Source organism: Pseudomonas sp. 32_A (assembly GCF_017490905.1).
Lineage (GTDB): Bacteria > Pseudomonadota > Gammaproteobacteria > Pseudomonadales > Pseudomonadaceae > Aquipseudomonas > Aquipseudomonas inefficax.
In genome coordinates this window covers 1-17,291 of record NZ_JAFGYI010000017.1, presented here as the reverse complement: position 1 = coordinate 17,291, position 17,291 = coordinate 1, and the positions used below count along the sequence as shown (strand labels likewise).

Sequence of the window (17,291 nt, the reverse complement as noted above, 5' to 3'; positions counted from 1 at the left end):
GGGAGCGGGTTCACCCGCGAAGGGGCCTAGCCTGCTTATGCAGATGCCTGTCGGCCAATCATCGCCAGCGCCTTTTCGGCAATCTCCCGGGTCAACTCACCCGCCGGCATATGCCTGCCCAGCCGCAGCGCCTGCCCCGACCACAGGTTGCTGAAGTCGCTATTGCCCTGCGGATCGGTAATCGCCCGCAAAGGCATCAACGCCCCGCCGGCCAGTGGGAAGCGCGGCGCCAGGTCGCTCATCGGCCCCAGTTCGCGCATGATGCGGTTGTTGATGCCACGCGCCGGTCGGCCGGTGAACAGGTTGGTCAGCGCCGTGTCGCTGGCGGGTGCGCTGTCCAGGGCCTGGCGATGTGCCGGCGAGATCTTGGCTTCGGGGCAGAACAGGTAAGCCGTTCCGATCTGCACGGCCGAAGCACCCAGGGCCAGTGCCGCCAACAGGCCGCGGTGGTCAGCAATGCCGCCGGCGGCAATCACCGGCACGCTGACCGCATCAACCACCTGCGGCACCAGGGCGAAGGTGCCGATCTGGCTGGTGATATCGTCGCTGAGGAACATGCCGCGATGTCCGCCCGCCTCATAGCCCATAGCAATGATCGCATCACAGCCGCGGTGCTCCAGCCACACGGCTTCCTCCACGGTGGTGGCGCTGGACAGTACCTTGGCACCGCTGGCCTTTACCCGTTGCAGCAGGTCGGCCTGGGGCAGGCCGAAGTGGAAGCTCACCACCTCCGGGCGCAGTTGCTCGACCAGCTGGCAGCTCTGTTCGTCGAAAGGCGCGCGGTTGGACACCGGCGTGGGCGCCGCGAAGTCGGCACCTACTTCGTTGTAATAGGGCTCGAGTGCCTGCTTCCAGCGTAAATCGCGCTCGGTATCGGACGCAGGTGGCTGATGGCAGAAGAAATTCAGGTTCAACGGGCGGCCCGGGCAGCCGGCGCGGAAGGCGGTGATCTCGGCGCGCACCTGGTCGCCCGTGAGCATGGCGCAGGGCAGGGCGCCCAGGCCGCCCGCCTGGCCTACGGCAATGGCCATGCCCGAGCCCGTGGCACCGGCCATGGGGGCCTGCAGAATGGGCAACTCGATGCCCAGCAGGTCGAGGATGCGGCTATCGGGCCAGTGGCTCATGCGATTCTCCTTGCGCGGGCGAACTGTAGGGCGGGGCGGGTGTTTACAAGGCCTTGCTGACCTGGATGTCGCTGATCTTCTCGGCATCTTCGCCATGAATCTTGCGCAGGGCTTCCAGGGCTTGTTCGCGGGAGGCGTCGGGCATCAGCGCGAAGTCCCAGCGGCGCTGGCCGTCGAGCTTGTACTTGATGACGTACTTGGTGGTCTGGGTCATGGTGGCCTTATCTGAGTTTCGACGATGAACGACGGATGATCTTGATCTTGTGGGTCAAGGTTGGCTTGCGGGTGACCGAGATCGGGCGGGTTGTCACGGTATCGATGGTGATGTTCCAGAAACCGGTGCTGGGCACGGTAATTTTCGCCGGGAACTTTTCGAAATGGCCACCGTGGTAGGTGTGACGGCCGCCGTTCTTGAAGCTGCGGAAGTTGGCGTCGTTCATCAGGCGGATATTGCAGCGCTGGGAACACTCGATGACGACGATGTCGTCCTCGTTCAAGTGCTCGCGCTGGTGTACGAATTTCATGTGATGCTCCGCAAGGATTGGTTCTGCAAAGGCGAAAGATACCACGATGTCGGGTTACACTGCCGCGCTGTTCCGCCAGGCGTAGATAAAACTGCCAAAGCAGGGAGCAAAACGGCCTGGCTGTGGTCGAAGCGGATTCTTGAAGGCAGAGGTGCTGTAAATGAAATGGATGGTGGCGGCGTTGGCGGTGACGCTGGGTGGCTGTGTGAGTGTTACGGAACTGGAACAGTCGCGTGAAACGCTGGATGTGATCTCCGGCAAGTCTCCGCGCGCGTATGCCGATTGCGTCAAGCAGAAGCTGGCCGATAGCCGCGACCCGCTGGTGGAAGAGCAGCGTGGCGATGGCCTGCGGCTGATCGTGCCGCAGAAGATCAGCTCGGGCGCGGGCCCCGCGGCGCTGGTGGATATCGACAAGCGTGGCAGCGGCAGCAGTATCAAGCTGCACGAGCGGTTGAACAACTTCCCGCTGCGCCTGGGCGATGTGCGCACCGCCGCCACCCAATGCATCTCCGGGAGTTGATCCAGGGCAACTGATCGCGCTCCTTTTGCTTATATGTTTTAAGCCTAAGCATATAACAATAGAAAAGGAGATTCGTGATGACACCGTTGAGTCGCGTCGTGATCGGCAGCCTGCTGATCCTGGCCTGGCCCGCGGCGCATGCCGCCGATGGCCAGAAAGTCTTCACCCAGGGCGGGGCCAACCCCGCCGCCATGGCTTGCCTGGGTTGCCATGGGCCGGACGGCAAGGGCATTGCCGCTGCCGGCTTCCCGCGCCTGGCCGGGCTGCCGGCCGCTTACCTCAGCAAGCAATTGCATGACTGGCGCAGCGGCAGCCGCAAGCAGCCGGTAATGGAGCCACTTGCCAAGGCCCTGACCGAGGATGAGATCAAGGCGGTCAGCACCTATTTGGCCAGCCTGCCGGCAGACCCAGCAGGCGACCTGCGTCGCCAGCAGATCGCCGATGACCCCACCACCCGCATGGCCCTGTACGGCGACTGGAGCCGGCAGATTCCTGGTTGCGTGCAATGCCATGGCCCGGGCGGCGGCGGGGTTGGCGAACACTTCCCGCCCTTGGCAGGTCAGCCCGCCAGTTACCTGGTGGCGCAGCTCAATGCCTGGCGTGACGGCACCCGCAGCAATGACCCCAACCAACTGATGGTCGGTGTGGCCAAGGCCATGACCGATGACGAGATCAAGGCCGTCGCCGAGTTCTTCGCCCGCCCAGCCAGCCAGGAGGTCAAGCCATGAAACCGATGATTCCAGCCCTGCTGCTGCTGGCCATGGGCAGCGCCCAGGCCGCCCAGATCGCCATGGAAGACCAGTCACAGTTGAAAGTGCCTGGCGTGCAGGCTGCACCGCAGTTCGTGCCGCCAGCGGAAAGCGAGTTGCCTGACAATGCCTTTGGCAAGATGGTGCGCGAGGGGCACGCCTTGTTCGTCGACACCCGCAGGTTGATGCCCGAGGCCGTGGGTAATGGCATGAACTGCAGCAACTGCCACCTTGACCAGGGGCGGCTGGCGCATTCCGCGCCGATGTGGGGGGCGTACCCGATGTACCCCGCGTACCGCAAGAAAAACGACAAGGTCAACACATACGCCGAGCGTATCCAGGGCTGCTTCCAGTTCAGCATGAACGGCAAGCCACCGGCTGCAGACAGCCCGCAGATGACGGCGTTGGCAGTGTATTCGTACTGGCTTTCCACCAAGGCGCCGACCGGTGTGGAAATTGCCGGGCGCGGGTACCCGGAGGTGCCGCAACCCAAGGGCGGGTACGACTTCAAGCGTGGTCAGCAGGTTTATCGCGAGCAGTGTGCGATCTGCCACGGCGACAACGGCGAGGGGCAGAAGGTGGCGGGCGAGTATGTGATGCCGCCGTTGTGGGGCAAAGACTCCTACAACTGGGGCGCCGGCATGCACCGCATCAACACTGCGGCGTCGTTCATCAAGTACAACATGCCGCTGGGCAAGCCTGGCAGCCTGAGTGATCAGCAGGCCTGGGATGTGGCGGCCTGGGTCAACCGCCATGAACGGCCGCAGGATCCGCGGTTGGTGGAAGGCTCCATCGAGAAGACGCGGGCGAAGTTCCATGCCAACGACGGGGTGAACCTGTATGGGCAGAAGGTCGATGGGGTGTTGATCGGGCAGGGGACTGGTAGCTGATGTATTGCCTGTACCGGCCTCTTCGCGGGTAAACCCGCTCCCACAAGGATCGCCACAGGCTCTGAATGCTGTGCAGTACCTGTGGAAGCGGGTTTACCCGCGAAGAGGCCGGTAAAGGCAACCCCGATCTGCTGTCATCCAACGGTCATTGATGACAGCAATATTTACGATCCATCGGAACTATCTACACTGGGTTATCTCTATCTTCCCATCGATCGGCCACAGGTAGGGCATTGTAAGGTGACTGCCGCCTGATTAGACTGCGCCGAATTCCACAGGCCTAGCCTTTTGTAAGGACGTATATGATCAAGAAATGCTTGTTCCCGGCAGCCGGTTACGGCACCCGCTTCCTGCCCGCTACCAAAGCCATGCCCAAGGAAATGCTGCCGGTGGTCAACAAGCCACTGATCCAGTATGGCGTCGAGGAGGCACTGGATGCCGGTCTGAGCGAGATCTCCATCGTCACCGGGCGCGGCAAGCGTGCTCTGGAAGACCACTTCGACATCAGCTACGAGCTGGAAAACCAGATCAAGGGCACCGACAAGGAAAAATACCTGGTTGGTATCCGTCGCCTGCTCGACGAATGCTCGTTCTCCTACACCCGCCAGACCGAAATGAAAGGCCTGGGCCACGCCATCCTGACCGGCCGCCCGCTGATCGGTGACGAGCCGTTCGCCGTGGTGCTGGCGGACGACCTGTGCGTGAACCCGGAAGGTGACGGCGTACTGACCCAGATGGTCAAGCTGTACAACCAGTTCCGTTGCTCGATCGTCGCCATCCAGGAAGTCGATCCGCAGGAAACCAACAAGTACGGTGTGATCGCCGGCGACATGATCCGTGACGACATTTTCCGCGTCACCAACATGGTCGAGAAGCCGAAGCCGGAAGATGCCCCGTCGAACCTGGCGATCATCGGTCGCTACATCCTGACCCCGGATATCTTCGACATCATCGCCAACACCGAGCCGGGCAAAGGTGGCGAGATCCAGATCACCGACGCCCTGATGCAACAGGCGCAGAACGGCTGCGTGATTGCCTACAAGTTCAAGGGCAAGCGTTTCGACTGTGGTGGCGCGGAAGGCTACATCGACGCGACCAACTTCTGCTTCGAGAACTACTACAAGACTGGCAAGGCTTACTGATAAGCCCTGCTGGTCTGAAAGCCACCCTTCGGGGTGGCTTTTTTGTTTGCGGCGGCCAACGGCGTTATGCTGGGCGCCTGCCTAGGAGAGTGAATACATGGCCTACGATTTTGATCTGTTCGTGATTGGTGCCGGGTCCGGCGGTGTGCGCGCGGCGCGGTTTGCCGCCGGCTTCGGCGCAAAGGTGGCAGTGGCCGAGAGCCGCTACCTGGGCGGTACCTGCGTCAACGTCGGCTGCGTGCCGAAAAAGCTGCTGGTGTACGGCGCACACGTCGCTGACGAACTGGAGCAGGCCGCAGGCTTCGGCTGGACACTTGAAGAAGGGCATTTCGACTGGGGCACCCTGATTGCCAACAAAAACCGGGAAATCGAGCGCCTCAACGGCATCTACCGCAACCTGCTACTCAACAGCGGGGTCACCCTGCTGCAGGGGCATGCGCGCCTGACCGGTGCCAATGAAGTGGAAGTGGAAGGCCAGCGCTACACTGCCGAGCACATCCTCATCGCCACCGGTGGCTGGCCACAGGTGCCGGACATTCCGGGCAAGGAACTGGCCATCACCTCCAACGAAGCCTTCTACCTCAAGGACCTGCCACGCCGGGTGCTGGTGGTGGGCGGTGGCTACATCGCTGTCGAGTTCGCTGGCATCTTCCAGGGCCTGGGGGCCGCTACCACGCTGCTGTACCGTGGCGACCTGTTCCTGCGTGGCTTCGACGGTTCGGTGCGCACGCACTTGAAGGAAGAACTGGAAAAGCGCGGCCTCGACCTGCAGTTCAACGCCGACATCCAGCGCATCGACAAGCTCGAGGACGGTAGCCTCAAGGCCACCCTCGGGGATGGCCGCGAGTTGGTCACCGATTGCGTGTTCTATGCCACCGGCCGGCGCCCGATGCTGGACAACCTGGGCCTGGAAAACACCGGCGTCGAGCTGGACGCCCGTGGTTACATTCGTGTTGACCAGCAGTACCAGACCACCGCGCCGTCGATCCTGGCCATTGGCGATGTGATTGGCCGCGTGCAACTGACTCCGGTGGCTTTGGCCGAGGGCATGGCCGTGGCCCGGCGCCTGTTCAAGCCCGAGCAATACCGGCCGGTGGACTATCAGAACATCCCGACCGCAGTGTTCAGCCAGCCGCCCATTGGCACCGTGGGCCTGACCGAGGAGCAGGCACTGGAGGCCGGGCACAAGGTGCAGGTATTCGAGAGCCGCTTCCGTGCGATGAAACTGACGCTGACCGATATTCAGGAAAAGACTCTGATGAAGCTGGTGGTCGATGCCGAGACCGACAAGGTACTGGGCTGCCACATGGTTGGCCCTGACGCCGGCGAGATCATTCAGGGCCTGGGCATTGCCCTGAAGGCCGGTGCGACCAAGCAGCAGTTCGACGAAACCATTGGCGTGCACCCGACAGCAGCCGAAGAGTTCGTGACCATGCGCACAGCCACCCGCTGAGCACGGTCCCTGTGGGAGCGGCCTTATGTCGCGAAAGGGCCGCGAAGCGGCCCCAAGATCACGGCGATGATGCACAGATTGCTGGGGCCGCTTCGCGGCCCTTTCGCGACACAAGGCCGCTCCCACAAAAAGCTGGTCCTGCACGAGCACGCACCCCCGCAATCCTTTGCTCAGCCCATTCCCTTCTATTAATAAACCTCGGTTATAGCCAAAACCAATCATAAGCATGAGCTTTGCCAATGAGCCTTTATCGGGACCAGCGGTTAGGATTCTCTCCATCAACTGATTCCAACCCCATGAAGGAGCGTCTCTCATGCCTATCATCAACAGCCAGGTCAAACCGTTCAACGCCACCGCCTACCACAAGGGCGAGTTCGTCCAGGTCAGCGAAGCCGACCTGAAAGGCAAGTGGTCTGTCGTGTTCTTCTACCCGGCCGACTTCACCTTCGTCTGCCCGACCGAGCTGGGTGACCTTGCCGACAACTACGCCGAGTTCCAGAAGCTGGGCGTGGAAATCTATGGCGTGTCCACCGACACCCACTTCACCCACAAAGCCTGGCACGACACTTCGGACACCATCGGCAAGATCCAGTACCCACTGATCGGTGACCCGACCCACGTCATCTCGCGCAACTTCGACGTGCTGATCGAAGAAGCCGGCCTGGCCGATCGCGGTACCTTCGTGATCAACCCGGAAGGCCAGATCAAGATCGTCGAACTGAACGACGGTGGTGTAGGCCGCGATGCTGCCGAACTGCTGCGCAAGGTTAAAGCTGCCCAGTATGTTGCCGCTCACCCAGGCGAAGTTTGCCCGGCCAAGTGGAAAGAAGGCGAAGCCACCCTGGCGCCATCGCTGGACCTGGTCGGCAAGATCTGAGTCCATGTGCCAGTCGCGGGCGGTAAGCAGCCGCCAAAGCTGAAGTACTTGCCGCCCCGTCAAACGCCCGGGCGACCTCGCCTGGGCGTTTTTGTATCCGAGTTTTGAAAAAGGAATCGCCCGTATGTTGGACGCCACGCTTAAATCGCAACTGAAAACCTACCTGGAGCGGGTCACCCAGCCGATCGAGATCGTTGCTTCCCTCGACGACGGCGCGAAGTCCCGCGAATTGCACGACCTGCTGGTGGAAATTGCCAGCCTGTCGAGCCTCATTACCTTCAGCGCGGACGGTACCGACGCCCGTCGTCCATCGTTCTCGCTGAACCGCCCGGGAGCCGACATAAGCCTGCGCTTCGCCGGCATCCCCATGGGCCACGAATTCACTTCGCTGGTGCTGGCACTGCTGCAAGTCGGTGGCCACCCGTCCAAGGCCAGTGCCGAAGTGATCGAGCAGATCCAGGCGCTGGAAGGTGAATTCACCTTCGAAACCTACTTCTCGCTGTCATGCCAGAACTGCCCGGATGTGGTCCAGGCGCTGAACCTGATGGCGGTGCTCAACCCCAACGTGCGTCACGTGGCCATCGACGGCGCGCTGTTCCAGGCGGAAGTGGAATCGCGCAAGATCATGGCGGTGCCAAGCATCTACCTGAACGGTGAAGTGTTCGGCCAGGGCCGCATGGGCCTGGAAGAAATACTCGGCAAGATCGACACCAACGCCGGTGCTCGCCAGGCCGAGAAGATCAACGCCAAGGACGCCTTCGACGTGCTGGTGGTCGGTGGTGGTCCAGCCGGCGCTTCGGCAGCCATCTATGCCGCGCGTAAAGGCATCCGCACCGGTATTGCGGCCGAGCGTTTCGGCGGCCAGGTGCTCGATACACTGGCCATCGAGAACTTCATCTCGGTACAGGAAACCGAAGGGCCGAAGCTGGCCACGGCGCTGGAAGAACACGTCAAGCAGTACGACGTGGACATCATGAACCTGCAGCGCGGTGAGGCGCTGATCCCGGCCACCGATGGCGGCCTGCATGAAGTACGCCTGGCCGGCGGCGCCTCGCTCAAGGCCAAGACCGTGATCCTGGCCACCGGTGCCCGCTGGCGGGAAATGAACGTGCCGGGCGAGCAGGAATACCGCGCCCGTGGCGTGGCCTACTGCCCGCACTGCGACGGCCCGCTGTTCAAGGGCAAGCGCGTGGCGGTGATCGGTGGTGGCAACTCGGGTGTGGAAGCGGCCATCGACCTGGCTGGTATCGTCGCCCAGGTGACGCTGATCGAGTTCGACAGCCAGCTGCGTGCCGATGCGGTATTGCAGCGCAAGTTGCACAGCCTGCCGAACGTGAAGGTAATCACCAGTGCGCTGACCACCGAAGTGCTGGGCAATGGCGAAAAGGTGACCGGCCTGCGTTACAAGGACCGCACCACCGACCAGCAGCATGAAGTGGCGTTGGAAGGCATCTTCGTACAGATCGGCCTGCTGCCGAACACCGACTGGCTGAAAGGCACCGTCGAGCTGTCGCCGCGTGGCGAGATCATCGTCGATGCCAAGGGCCAGACCAGCATCCCCGGTGTGTTTGCGGCGGGTGATGTGACGACTGTGCCGTACAAGCAGATCGTGATTGCGGTGGGTGAGGGCGCCAAGGCATCGCTGGCGGCCTTTGACCACCTGATCCGCACTTCGGCACCGGCGTAAGCCTGTACCGGCCCCTTCGCGGCTAAAGCCGCTCCCACAGGTACTGCGCAGATTCTGAAAATTGTGCAGATCCCTGTGGGAGCGGCTTTAGCCGCGAAAGGGCCGGCACAAGCAAAGCAGAGCCTGAGGGTGTCTATGATTACGATAGACCTCTCAGGAACCACACCCATGACCCTGATCAGCCGCGAACCCTGGTGGCTAGTCCCCCCAAAGCCCGGGCAGCAGGAGCAGGACCTGCACTGGGGCTACCTGGAAATCTACGCCGACGGCCGCACCGTGTTCGTCGACCAGCGCCCCAGTGACCGGGAGCTGGCCGAGCGCAAGAGCTGCCGCAACTTCCCCGACCCCGAGCCGTGACGGCTCAGCCTTCCAGTTCGGCCAGGCGTGCCTCCAGCGCCGCGATGCGGGCTTCGAGGGCTTCGATGCGTTCTTCCGACACATTGGCGCCGCTGCTGCGTGCCCCACCTTCCTGCTGCCGTGCGGCCAGGATGGCCTCGATTTCCGCCGGGTCGCCCAAGGCATGGGTGTAACGGTCTTCGCGCTGGCCGGCCTGGCGTGGCAGGTGCAACGCCAGGCCACGCGAGATCAGGCGCTCCAGCTGGTGCTGGATCTGCTCGGTGTCGTCGAACTCGTGCAGGCGGTTGCTGCGGGTCAGCAGTTCGTTGAGGGTTTGCGGCCCGCGCAGGAACATCAGGCCCATCAGCACCAGTTGCGCCGGCACCAGTTCCAGCGTCTTGTCCACCCGGTGTTCCCAGCGGTCGGCGCGGCTGCCCATCTGCAGGCGAGTCATGTCTTGCCCTTCGAGGGCGCGCAGGGCCTGGCCGACCTGGCCTTGGGTGAGGTTCATCACCGGCTCGCGACTGGTCTTCTGGTTGCAGGCCAGGACCAGGGCGTTGAGGGTCAGCGGGTAGCTTTCCGGGCTGGTGGCCTGCTTCTCGATCAGCGAGCCGAGAATACGGATCTCGATGCTGTTGAAGCGGCCTTCGCCTGCGGTTTCGTGTTCTGACATGGCCCTGTCTCATTGCTGGGGAAAGGCCACTAGGGTAGGTAATGCCGTCGCGTTAGGCAATTGACACCTGTGGGAGCGGGTGAACCCGCTCCCACAGGGCCCCGGCAATCTCAAGCGCTACGCTGCTCTTCGGCCTGGCACGCCGCCGCGGTAAACAGTACATCGGTCGAAGAATTCAGGGCCGTCTCGGCCGAATCCTGCAGCACGCCGATGATGAAACCAACCGCCACCACCTGCATGGCAATTTCGCTAGGGATACCAAACAGGCTGCACGCCAGCGGAATCAGCAGCAGCGAGCCACCGGCCACACCCGAGGCGCCGCAGGCACAGACGGCCGCCACCACGCTGAGCAGCACGGCAGTCGGCAGGTCCACCGGAATACCCAGGGTATGTACCGCCGCCAGGGTCAGCACGGTAATGGTGATGGCGGCACCGGCCATGTTGATGGTCGCACCCAGCGGGATCGATACCGAATAGGTGTCCTCATGCAGGCCAAGGCGCTCCGACAGGGCCAGGTTGACCGGAATGTTGGCCGCCGAGCTGCGCGTGAAGAACGCAGTGATACCGCTTTCGCGCAGGCACAGCAGGGTCAGCGGGTAGGGGTTGCGGCGGATTTTCCAATACACGATCAGCGGGTTCATCACCAGTGCCACGAACAGCATGCAGCCGATCAGCACCGCCAGCAGGTGCAGGTAGCCGAGCAGGGCGTCCAGGCCCGACTGGGCCAGCGTGGCGCTGACCAGGCCAAAGATGCCCAGCGGGGCGAAGCGGATGACCACGCGCACGATCAGGGTCACGCCGTTGGACAGGTCCTCGACCACGGTGCGGGTGGTTTCGCCGGCATGGCGCAGGGCCACGCCCAGGCCGATGGCCCAGGTCAGTACACCGATGAAATTGGCGTTGAGCAGGGCGTTGATCGGGTTGTCGACCGCACTCAGCAGCAAGTTCTGCAGCACCTCGGTGATACCGCCTGGCGCGCTCAGCGTAGCGTCGCCGGTGCTCAGCACCAGGCTCGACGGGAACAGCATGCTGGCGACCACGGCGACCACTGCTGCGCTGAAGGTACCCAGCAGGTACAGCCAGAGGATCGGGCGAATATGGGTTTCCTGGCCGTGACGGTGGTTGGCGATCGAGGCCATTACCAGGATGAACACCAGCACGGGTGCCACCGCCTTCAGGGCGCTGACGAACACTTTCCCGAGGAAGGCCATGTCGCGGGCGATGGCGGGCGCAAGCAGGGCCAGGGCGATGCCGGCGATCAGGCCGATGACGATTTGCGTCACCAGGCTGGTGCGGTTGAGGAAGCGGAGGATGGGGGTCATGTGCAGCGATATCCCGGCATGTTCAAAAAGGGCGCGACTTTACCATAGACCTTCGTCGAGCAGGGGCGGCCTGAAGAAGTCAGCGCCCGCGCCGCCGCGACACCCGTGCCTCGATGTTCTTGCGCCCGATCAGCAGTGGCGGCTTCTCCACTACCGGCTCGTCCGCCAGCCACTTGTACATAACCAGGCAGTCCACCAACCCCAGGCGGGCATGGCGGTAGGCTTTGGGCAAGCGGCCAACGGTATCGAAGCCCAGCTTGTGCCACAGCGCCACTGCCACCTCATTGGTGGCTACCACCGAGTTGAACTGCAGGGCCAGGAAACCTTCCTGGCGTGCCTGTTTCTGTGAGTGTTCGCACATCAACCGCGCAACGCCGCGGCCGCGTGCCGGTTCACAGACCATGTAGCCGCAGTTGCCCACGTGCCCACCGGGCCCGGCGGCATTGGCCTTGAGGTAATACGAACCCAGCATCTGGCCGTCTTCCTCGGCCACGAATGTGCGCATGGGTAGTTCCAGCCACAGCTGGCGGGCCTGATCGAAGCTGAGCGCCGGGTCGAAAGCGTAGGTTTCACGGGCCTGTACGACGGCCTGGAAGGTGGGCCAGAAGCGTTCGAAATCTTCCGGCGTCATTGGGCGGATGTGGATCATGCGGGTTCCTGCAAGGGCTGGGCCGCCCAGTCTGGGTGGCGCGGCGCCGTCGCGCAAGGGCGGCGCCGCCAATTGCGTTCAGCCGTTGGCCTTGCCCACCGCATCCATGGCACGTGCCGAGTAGACCAGCGCGGCGCCGGCGTTCATCGCCACGGCCACGCCGAGGGCCTCGGCGATTTCCTCGCGGCTGGCGCCATGCTTGACGGCTTGCTGCGAATGCACGGCGATGCAGCCATCGCAGCGTGTGGTCACGGCCACGGCAAGGGAGATCAGCTCGCGGGTCTTGGCGTCCAGGTGGTTGGTCTTGGCCCCTGCGCCGCTGGCGGTCATGTAGCCGGCCACGGTGTCAGGAGAAAGCTGCTTGAGATCGCCGATGCCGGCCATCAACTGCTTACGGTAGGCGTCCCAGTCCATCATGCTCATCGTCTTCACCTTGGGGAGGTTGCGAGTGGAGCTTTCAGGCTAGTCGAAGAGTGGGAAGTGTGAGACTTGTACTTTGGTTGGTTGCGCGCAGGCTCTTGGGCTGCGCGCTCCCACACCGATCAGATGTAGATGAATATCAGCACCAAGGCCGCGACGAACGCCCACTTCTCCAGGTAGTAGCGCGTGCGGTTGCGCTTCTTCAGCGCCTTGCCACGTTCGCGGATCTTGTAGATGCGGGTGAACAGCCGGTTGATGCCACCGGTCTTGTCGCCGGCATCGTTGGGTGCGGCGGCAGCGGCCATGACGTTGCGGCTGAACCAGCGGTTGAATGCGGTTGCCCAGCGGTACTTGAGCGGGCGTTCCACGTCGCAGAACAGAATGATGCGGTTGTGCTCGGTGGTATTGGCCGCGTAATGGATGTAGGTCTCGTCGAACACCACGCCCTCGCCATCGCGCCAGGAATACTTCTCACCGTCCACGTCGATGTAGCAACCGTCGTCGTTCGGCGTGTCCAGGCCCAGGTGGTAGCGGTACGAGCCGGCATACGGGTCACGGTGGCGCACCAGCTTGGCGCCTGGCGGCAGGGTGGCGAACATGGCGGCCTTGACCGTACCGATGCCTTTGAGCAACTCGGTGGTGCGTGGGCACAGGGTCATCGCCGACGGGTGGCTTTCGCCGTACCACTTCAGGTAGAAGCGCTTCCAGCCGGTCTTGAAGAATGAGTTGAAACCGACATCATCGTAATTGTCGGATTTCTTGATTTCGCCTACATGCAGCAGCTGTTGGGCTTCCTCGCGGATCTCCTGCCAGTGGTCCTGCAGCGTCTGCAGTTCGGGGAAGGCCTCTACCGGCAGGTATGGCTTGGCCGGGTGCCTGGAAAACAGGTACAGGAAGCTGTTGACCGGGGCCAGGAAGCTGGAGTGGTCGCCCAACTGACGGGTCAGCTTGTGGCGAACGCGACCGCGCAGGTGAACATAGGCGATCGAGAGGACGAAGATGAGGACTAAGGCGATTTTCATGGGCGGATACGTCAAGTAATGGCCATGCGTGATGGCTAAGCCCGCCAGCATAAACAATCGAGCCGATGCTTTGTAGGAGAATGTTACCCAACGATGGCAGACCTTGGTACAAGCGTCACCGCTGTACCAAGGTCTGCATGGCGATGCATCAGTCCAGAGTGACCTCGATGCGGCCATCCGTGATGCGATGGTCCCTGCCTTGGTAACTGACTACATAATCAGTAAAGTCGGCGGTCAGGGTCCTGTTCTCCACGTTCCATTCATACTGTAGGTGGCCACCGGTCAGGTCTTCGTAAAGACCGTTAATCGAGAAGAACAGGCGTGCATGTTGCTCACTGAACAGCATCATGATGCCTTGGCTCGCGTTGTCCACTTGCTGTGTTGCAGTGAGTTGGATGCGCCCGTCTGAAAGCACCATGGATCTGATGGATTGCGTATCAAGATTGCCCAGCGAAGGGAAAATAGCGGGGGTGAGGTTGGCGGTGACCCGGCCGGTGCCGTTGATCCTTGCATCGTCGGCCAGTGACAAGGACATCGAGCCATTCACGATCTCTACCCGGCCCATGGTGTGTTCAATGGTGTAGTGGAACGTTGCGGCAAATGCCTTGGAAGTCTCATCCATCTCGGTAATATCGATTGCGCCCCCGGTCGCCCAGCCTGAGCGACCAATCGAAGTCGAACCGAAATAGGCGTTGATCTCGGCTTTTTCGCCTGCGCCGATCTTGAGGGATGCGCCCGCCACCAGATAGCGTTCCGGGATGTTCAGGACTACAAAGCTATAAGCGGTATCTGATCCTTCCGTGTAATGAATGGCGAAAAACGAGCGGTTGCCAGCGCTGACATCGGTATCTACCACATCTGCCGTGAACTCGCGCTCACGCTGGCTCCACTTCAGTTTTGCTTGCATGGCGGGCTGAGTGTTTTGGATGTGATGGTGCTGTTTCATGACCGTACCTGGGGTGATTGAATGGAGACCCCAGCGTATGGGTTGGGTCCTCGCCGGTGAAACTGGTAGAACTGCTAGTTTGCATCAATGCGAGCTACGCTCATTCTGAGGAGCCGACGATGACACCGGTCTGCGGACGTATCGAAAAACCATTCAAGCGCCTGTTCTTCGCCTTGCCGGTCTGCGAGGCCCAGCGTCGCGCCCTGGCCCAGTGGCGACGTGGCCTGAGCCTGCGCAGCGGCAAGCCAGTGTCGGCCGCCAACTTCCATGTAACACTGCTATTTCTCGGCGATGTGGACACCGCCCATGTGCCTGCGATTTGCGCGGCGGTCGACCAGCTGGCGCTACCGGCCACGGCACCACGGCTGTTGCTGGACCGCCTGCAGGTGTGGCAGCGGGCCAGCGCCCTGGTGCTGGAGGCGCAGCAGACCCCACCGGCCCTGTTGCAGCTGGTGTACAGCTTGCAGCAGGCGCTGCTGCCGTTGGGGGTGGAAGCGGCCGACCGCGAGTATCGCCCGCACCTGACGCTGGCCAGGGATTACCGCGGCCAGCCGCCAGAAGCCAGCAGCGCGCCGGATTTCTACCTCGCCGCCCGCCATTTCACACTGTACGAGTCGCGCAAGGGCGCTTACTGGCCATTGGCGCAATGGCCGCTTGCGAGCTGATTCAGGCCAGGGCAGGCGATTACACTGGCAGGCTCTGGTACGGCAATTCATCCCCCGGGCTGCGGTCGAACTGGCGCTTGTACTCGCGGCTGAACTGCGAGGTGCTCTGGTACCCCACCCGGTGCGCGGTCTGCGCCACCCCCAGGCCTTCGCCGATCAGCATCTGCTGCGCCTTCAGCAGCCGCAGGCGCTTGAGGTACTGCATCGGTGCCATGTCGGTGCAGCGCTTGAAGTGCTCGTGAAAGGTCGAAACACTCATGTTGGCGCGCGCGGCCAGCGCTTCGACGCTCAGCGGCTCGGTGTAGTGCTCGCGCAGGTGCGCTAGGGCGGCGCCGATACGGGCGAAGTGCCCTTGCTGCTCCACCAAGGCCCGCAAAACGCCCGCCTGTGGACCGCGCAAGGCGGTGTACAGCACCTCGCGTACCCGCGCCGGGCCAAGCACCCTGGCGTCTACTGGGTCCTGCAAGCAGAACAGCAGCCGCTCCACGCTTTCGCGCATCGGCGCATCGAGTGCCGCCGAGGTCATCGACTGCGGGGTTTGCGCCTGCACCGCGGTGTCGGGCGCCAGGGCCATGCTTTGCACCAGTTCGCCCAGCACGCCGCGGTCGATGTCCACTGCCACGCCCAGCAACGGTGCTTCGGGGGTGGCGAAGGTTTCGCACATGAACGGCACCGATAATGCCTGAACCAGGTAATGCCCGGCGCCGTACTCCAGGGTACGCGGTCCCAGGCGCGCCAGCTTGCTGCCCTGGGCCAGGATCATCAGGCTGGGTTCGTAGATCTGTGGGCTACTGGCCACATAGTGGTCCCAGCTCAGCACCTGCACCTGGGGCAGGTGCGTGGGCACGAAACCCGGATGTGTGGCGAGTCTGCGGATAAGTGTGCAAAGCGGCGCATTGGCGTCGACGTGGCGGGTCAGCTGCATGATGGACCTGGGCAGAGGATCAGACAGCCTAATCATCGCAGAATGAGCACTCGGTGCCAGGTGCTGCATGGCATCTTCGGAGAATAAGGCATGCATGCCGGAGAATCAGCCGTGGGCGAGGCGGCGCATGGCGCGCAGAATGCGCCGCCTGAATCGTTTCACTTCATAGCGAGGCCCTGCATGTATACCGCCATCGGTTACGCCGCCCAGACCCCCACCAGCCCTCTGGCTCCCATGACCTTCGAACGTCGCAGCCCGCGCCCTGACGACGTCGCCATCGATATCCTGTACTGCGGCGTGTGCCACTCTGACATTCACCAGGCGCGCAACGAATGGGGCATTGCCGTGTACCCGCTGATGCCTGGCCACGAAATCATCGGCCGCGTCACCGCAGTGGGCGACAAAGTGACCGCGCACAAGGTCGGCGACCTGGTTGGCGTTGGTTGCATGGTCGACTCGTGCCGCCACTGCGAAGCCTGTGCCAAGGACCTGGAGCAATACTGCCTGGAAGGGCCGACCATGACCTACGCCACCCCGGACCGGGTCGACGGTAGCAACACCATGGGCGGTTACTCCAGCAGCATCGTGGTCAGCGAGCACTTCGTGCTGCGCATCCCGGCCGGCATGGACCTGCCCAGCGCCGCGCCAATCCTCTGTGCCGGCATCACTACCTATTCGCCACTCAAGCACCACGGTGTCGGCCCTGGCCACAAGCTCGGCATCCTCGGCATGGGCGGCCTTGGCCACATGGCTATCAAGTTGGCCAAGGCCCTGGGCGCCGAAGTGACCTTGTTTACCCGCTCCCAGGCCAAGGCCGAGGAAGCCCGCCGCCAGGGCGCCGACCATGTGATCGTGTCCACCGATGCCGAGCAGATGCGCGCCGCAGCGGGCCATTTCGACTTCCTGCTCGACACCATCCCGGTGCAGCACGACCTCAATCCGTACCTGGAAACCCTGAAATTCGATGGTGTGCACATCCTGGTCGGCCTGATCGAGCCGATCGACCCGGCACTGCATGCGGCCAATCTGGTGATGAAGCGCCGGGTGCTGGCGGGGTCGTTGATCGGTGGTATTGCCGAGACACAGGAAGTGCTGGATTTCTGTGCCGAGCACGCGATTCGTTGTGATATCGAGTTGCTGGATATCCGCAATATCAACCAGGCTTTCGAGCGAATGATTGCCGGGGATGTGAAGTACCGGTTCGTCATCGACATGGCCACTTTGCAGGGCTGATTGGTTGCCTGTACCGGCCTCTTCGCGGGTGAACCCGCTCCCACAGGGAACATCACAGACGCCAAGGTCTGTGCAGTCCCTGTGGGAGGGTTCAACACAGACCCTGAAACCTGCACGATACCTGTGGGAGCGGG

The 17,291-nt window shown here is 62.6% G+C and carries 20 protein-coding genes; 10 read left to right on the top strand and 10 right to left on the bottom strand.

Annotated elements, in window-relative coordinates; all coding sequences use genetic code 11:
- Positions 1 to 35: 35 nt before the first annotated feature.
- From J5M58_RS12560 to J5M58_RS12550, 3 genes are read right to left on the bottom strand one after another with little or no spacing between them, the layout of a single operon-like run.
- Positions 36 to 1,124 carry a nitronate monooxygenase family protein gene (locus J5M58_RS12560; RefSeq protein ID WP_207878264.1) on the bottom strand — a complete coding sequence of 363 codons (1,089 nt, stop codon included), beginning with the start codon at positions 1,122 to 1,124 and terminating at the stop codon, positions 36 to 38.
- Positions 1,125 to 1,167: 43 nt separating this feature from the next.
- Entirely contained in the window at positions 1,168 to 1,338 is a 171-nt protein-coding gene (locus J5M58_RS12555; protein WP_181457351.1) for a hypothetical protein, read from the bottom strand.
- 7 nt (positions 1,339 to 1,345) lie between these two features.
- On the bottom strand, positions 1,346 to 1,648 hold the full coding sequence (locus J5M58_RS12550; RefSeq protein ID WP_003250918.1) for a DUF1883 domain-containing protein: 303 nt from the start codon (positions 1,646 to 1,648) through the stop codon (positions 1,346 to 1,348).
- Between the two features lie 160 nt (positions 1,649 to 1,808).
- Here J5M58_RS12550 and J5M58_RS12545 point away from each other — a divergent pair, with 160 nt between their 5' ends.
- The 8 genes from J5M58_RS12545 (at position 1,809) to J5M58_RS12510 (ending at position 9,323) form a co-directional block, all read left to right on the top strand.
- Positions 1,809 to 2,168, top strand: coding sequence for a hypothetical protein (locus J5M58_RS12545; protein WP_112252774.1), 360 nt, complete (start codon positions 1,809 to 1,811; stop codon positions 2,166 to 2,168).
- Between the two features lie 77 nt (positions 2,169 to 2,245).
- On the top strand, positions 2,246 to 2,896 hold the full coding sequence (locus J5M58_RS12540) for a cytochrome c (protein ID WP_112252773.1): 651 nt from the start codon (positions 2,246 to 2,248) through the stop codon (positions 2,894 to 2,896).
- Positions 2,893 to 3,807, top strand: a complete 915-nt coding sequence (locus tag J5M58_RS12535; RefSeq protein WP_112252772.1) for a c-type cytochrome — start codon at positions 2,893 to 2,895, stop codon at positions 3,805 to 3,807. Before J5M58_RS12540 ends, J5M58_RS12535 begins: the two co-directional genes overlap by 4 nt.
- Before the next feature lie 302 nt (positions 3,808 to 4,109).
- Positions 4,110 to 4,949: a UTP--glucose-1-phosphate uridylyltransferase GalU gene (gene galU, locus J5M58_RS12530; protein WP_085590936.1), complete on the top strand. Its 840-nt coding sequence runs from the start codon at positions 4,110 to 4,112 to the stop codon at positions 4,947 to 4,949.
- A 97-nt stretch (positions 4,950 to 5,046) separates the two neighbouring features.
- Entirely contained in the window at positions 5,047 to 6,402 is a 1,356-nt protein-coding gene (gorA, locus tag J5M58_RS12525; protein WP_112252771.1) for a glutathione-disulfide reductase, read from the top strand.
- 313 nt (positions 6,403 to 6,715) lie between these two features.
- The gene (ahpC, locus tag J5M58_RS12520; RefSeq protein ID WP_004375926.1) at positions 6,716 to 7,279 is read left to right on the top strand and encodes an alkyl hydroperoxide reductase subunit C; all 564 of its coding nucleotides are present in this window, start codon (positions 6,716 to 6,718) and stop codon (positions 7,277 to 7,279) included.
- 124 nt (positions 7,280 to 7,403) lie between these two features.
- Entirely contained in the window at positions 7,404 to 8,966 is a 1,563-nt protein-coding gene (gene ahpF, locus J5M58_RS12515; RefSeq protein ID WP_112252769.1) for an alkyl hydroperoxide reductase subunit F, read from the top strand.
- Between the two features lie 168 nt (positions 8,967 to 9,134).
- Positions 9,135 to 9,323 carry a hypothetical protein gene (locus J5M58_RS12510; RefSeq protein ID WP_013973178.1) on the top strand — a complete coding sequence of 63 codons (189 nt, stop codon included), beginning with the start codon at positions 9,135 to 9,137 and terminating at the stop codon, positions 9,321 to 9,323.
- A 4-nt stretch (positions 9,324 to 9,327) separates the two neighbouring features.
- On the opposite strand, the gene J5M58_RS12505 is transcribed toward J5M58_RS12510, so the two are convergent.
- From J5M58_RS12505 to J5M58_RS12480, 6 genes are all read right to left on the bottom strand, one after another.
- A complete protein-coding gene (locus J5M58_RS12505) occupies positions 9,328 to 9,975 on the bottom strand; it encodes a YceH family protein (protein WP_112252768.1) in 648 nt (215 codons plus the stop codon).
- Between the two features lie 110 nt (positions 9,976 to 10,085).
- A complete protein-coding gene (gene sstT, locus J5M58_RS12500) occupies positions 10,086 to 11,297 on the bottom strand; it encodes a serine/threonine transporter SstT (RefSeq protein WP_207878262.1) in 1,212 nt (403 codons plus the stop codon).
- Between the two features lie 79 nt (positions 11,298 to 11,376).
- On the bottom strand, positions 11,377 to 11,946 hold the full coding sequence (locus tag J5M58_RS12495) for a GNAT family N-acetyltransferase (RefSeq protein ID WP_112252766.1): 570 nt from the start codon (positions 11,944 to 11,946) through the stop codon (positions 11,377 to 11,379).
- 78 nt (positions 11,947 to 12,024) lie between these two features.
- Complete coding sequence (locus J5M58_RS12490; protein WP_013973174.1) at positions 12,025 to 12,369, bottom strand: carboxymuconolactone decarboxylase family protein; 345 nt, start codon at positions 12,367 to 12,369, stop codon at positions 12,025 to 12,027.
- Between the two features lie 119 nt (positions 12,370 to 12,488).
- Positions 12,489 to 13,388, bottom strand: a complete 900-nt coding sequence (gene lpxO, locus J5M58_RS12485) for a lipid A hydroxylase LpxO (protein WP_207878260.1) — start codon at positions 13,386 to 13,388, stop codon at positions 12,489 to 12,491.
- Between the two features lie 148 nt (positions 13,389 to 13,536).
- The gene (locus J5M58_RS12480) at positions 13,537 to 14,334 is read right to left on the bottom strand and encodes a hypothetical protein (RefSeq protein WP_112252765.1); all 798 of its coding nucleotides are present in this window, start codon (positions 14,332 to 14,334) and stop codon (positions 13,537 to 13,539) included.
- A gap of 119 nt (positions 14,335 to 14,453) precedes the next feature.
- Between J5M58_RS12480 and thpR the strand changes: the two genes are divergently transcribed.
- The gene (gene thpR / locus J5M58_RS12475) at positions 14,454 to 14,999 is read left to right on the top strand and encodes an RNA 2',3'-cyclic phosphodiesterase (protein WP_207878258.1); all 546 of its coding nucleotides are present in this window, start codon (positions 14,454 to 14,456) and stop codon (positions 14,997 to 14,999) included.
- Positions 15,000 to 15,018: 19 nt separating this feature from the next.
- Here thpR and J5M58_RS12470 read toward each other — a convergent pair whose 3' ends face one another.
- A complete protein-coding gene (locus tag J5M58_RS12470) occupies positions 15,019 to 15,924 on the bottom strand; it encodes an AraC family transcriptional regulator (protein WP_112252763.1) in 906 nt (301 codons plus the stop codon).
- 180 nt (positions 15,925 to 16,104) lie between these two features.
- On the opposite strand from J5M58_RS12470, the gene calA reads away from it, so the two are divergent.
- Positions 16,105 to 17,157: a vanillin reductase gene (calA, locus tag J5M58_RS12465; protein ID WP_207878255.1), complete on the top strand. Its 1,053-nt coding sequence runs from the start codon at positions 16,105 to 16,107 to the stop codon at positions 17,155 to 17,157.
- Positions 17,158 to 17,291: the final 134 nt, after the last annotated feature.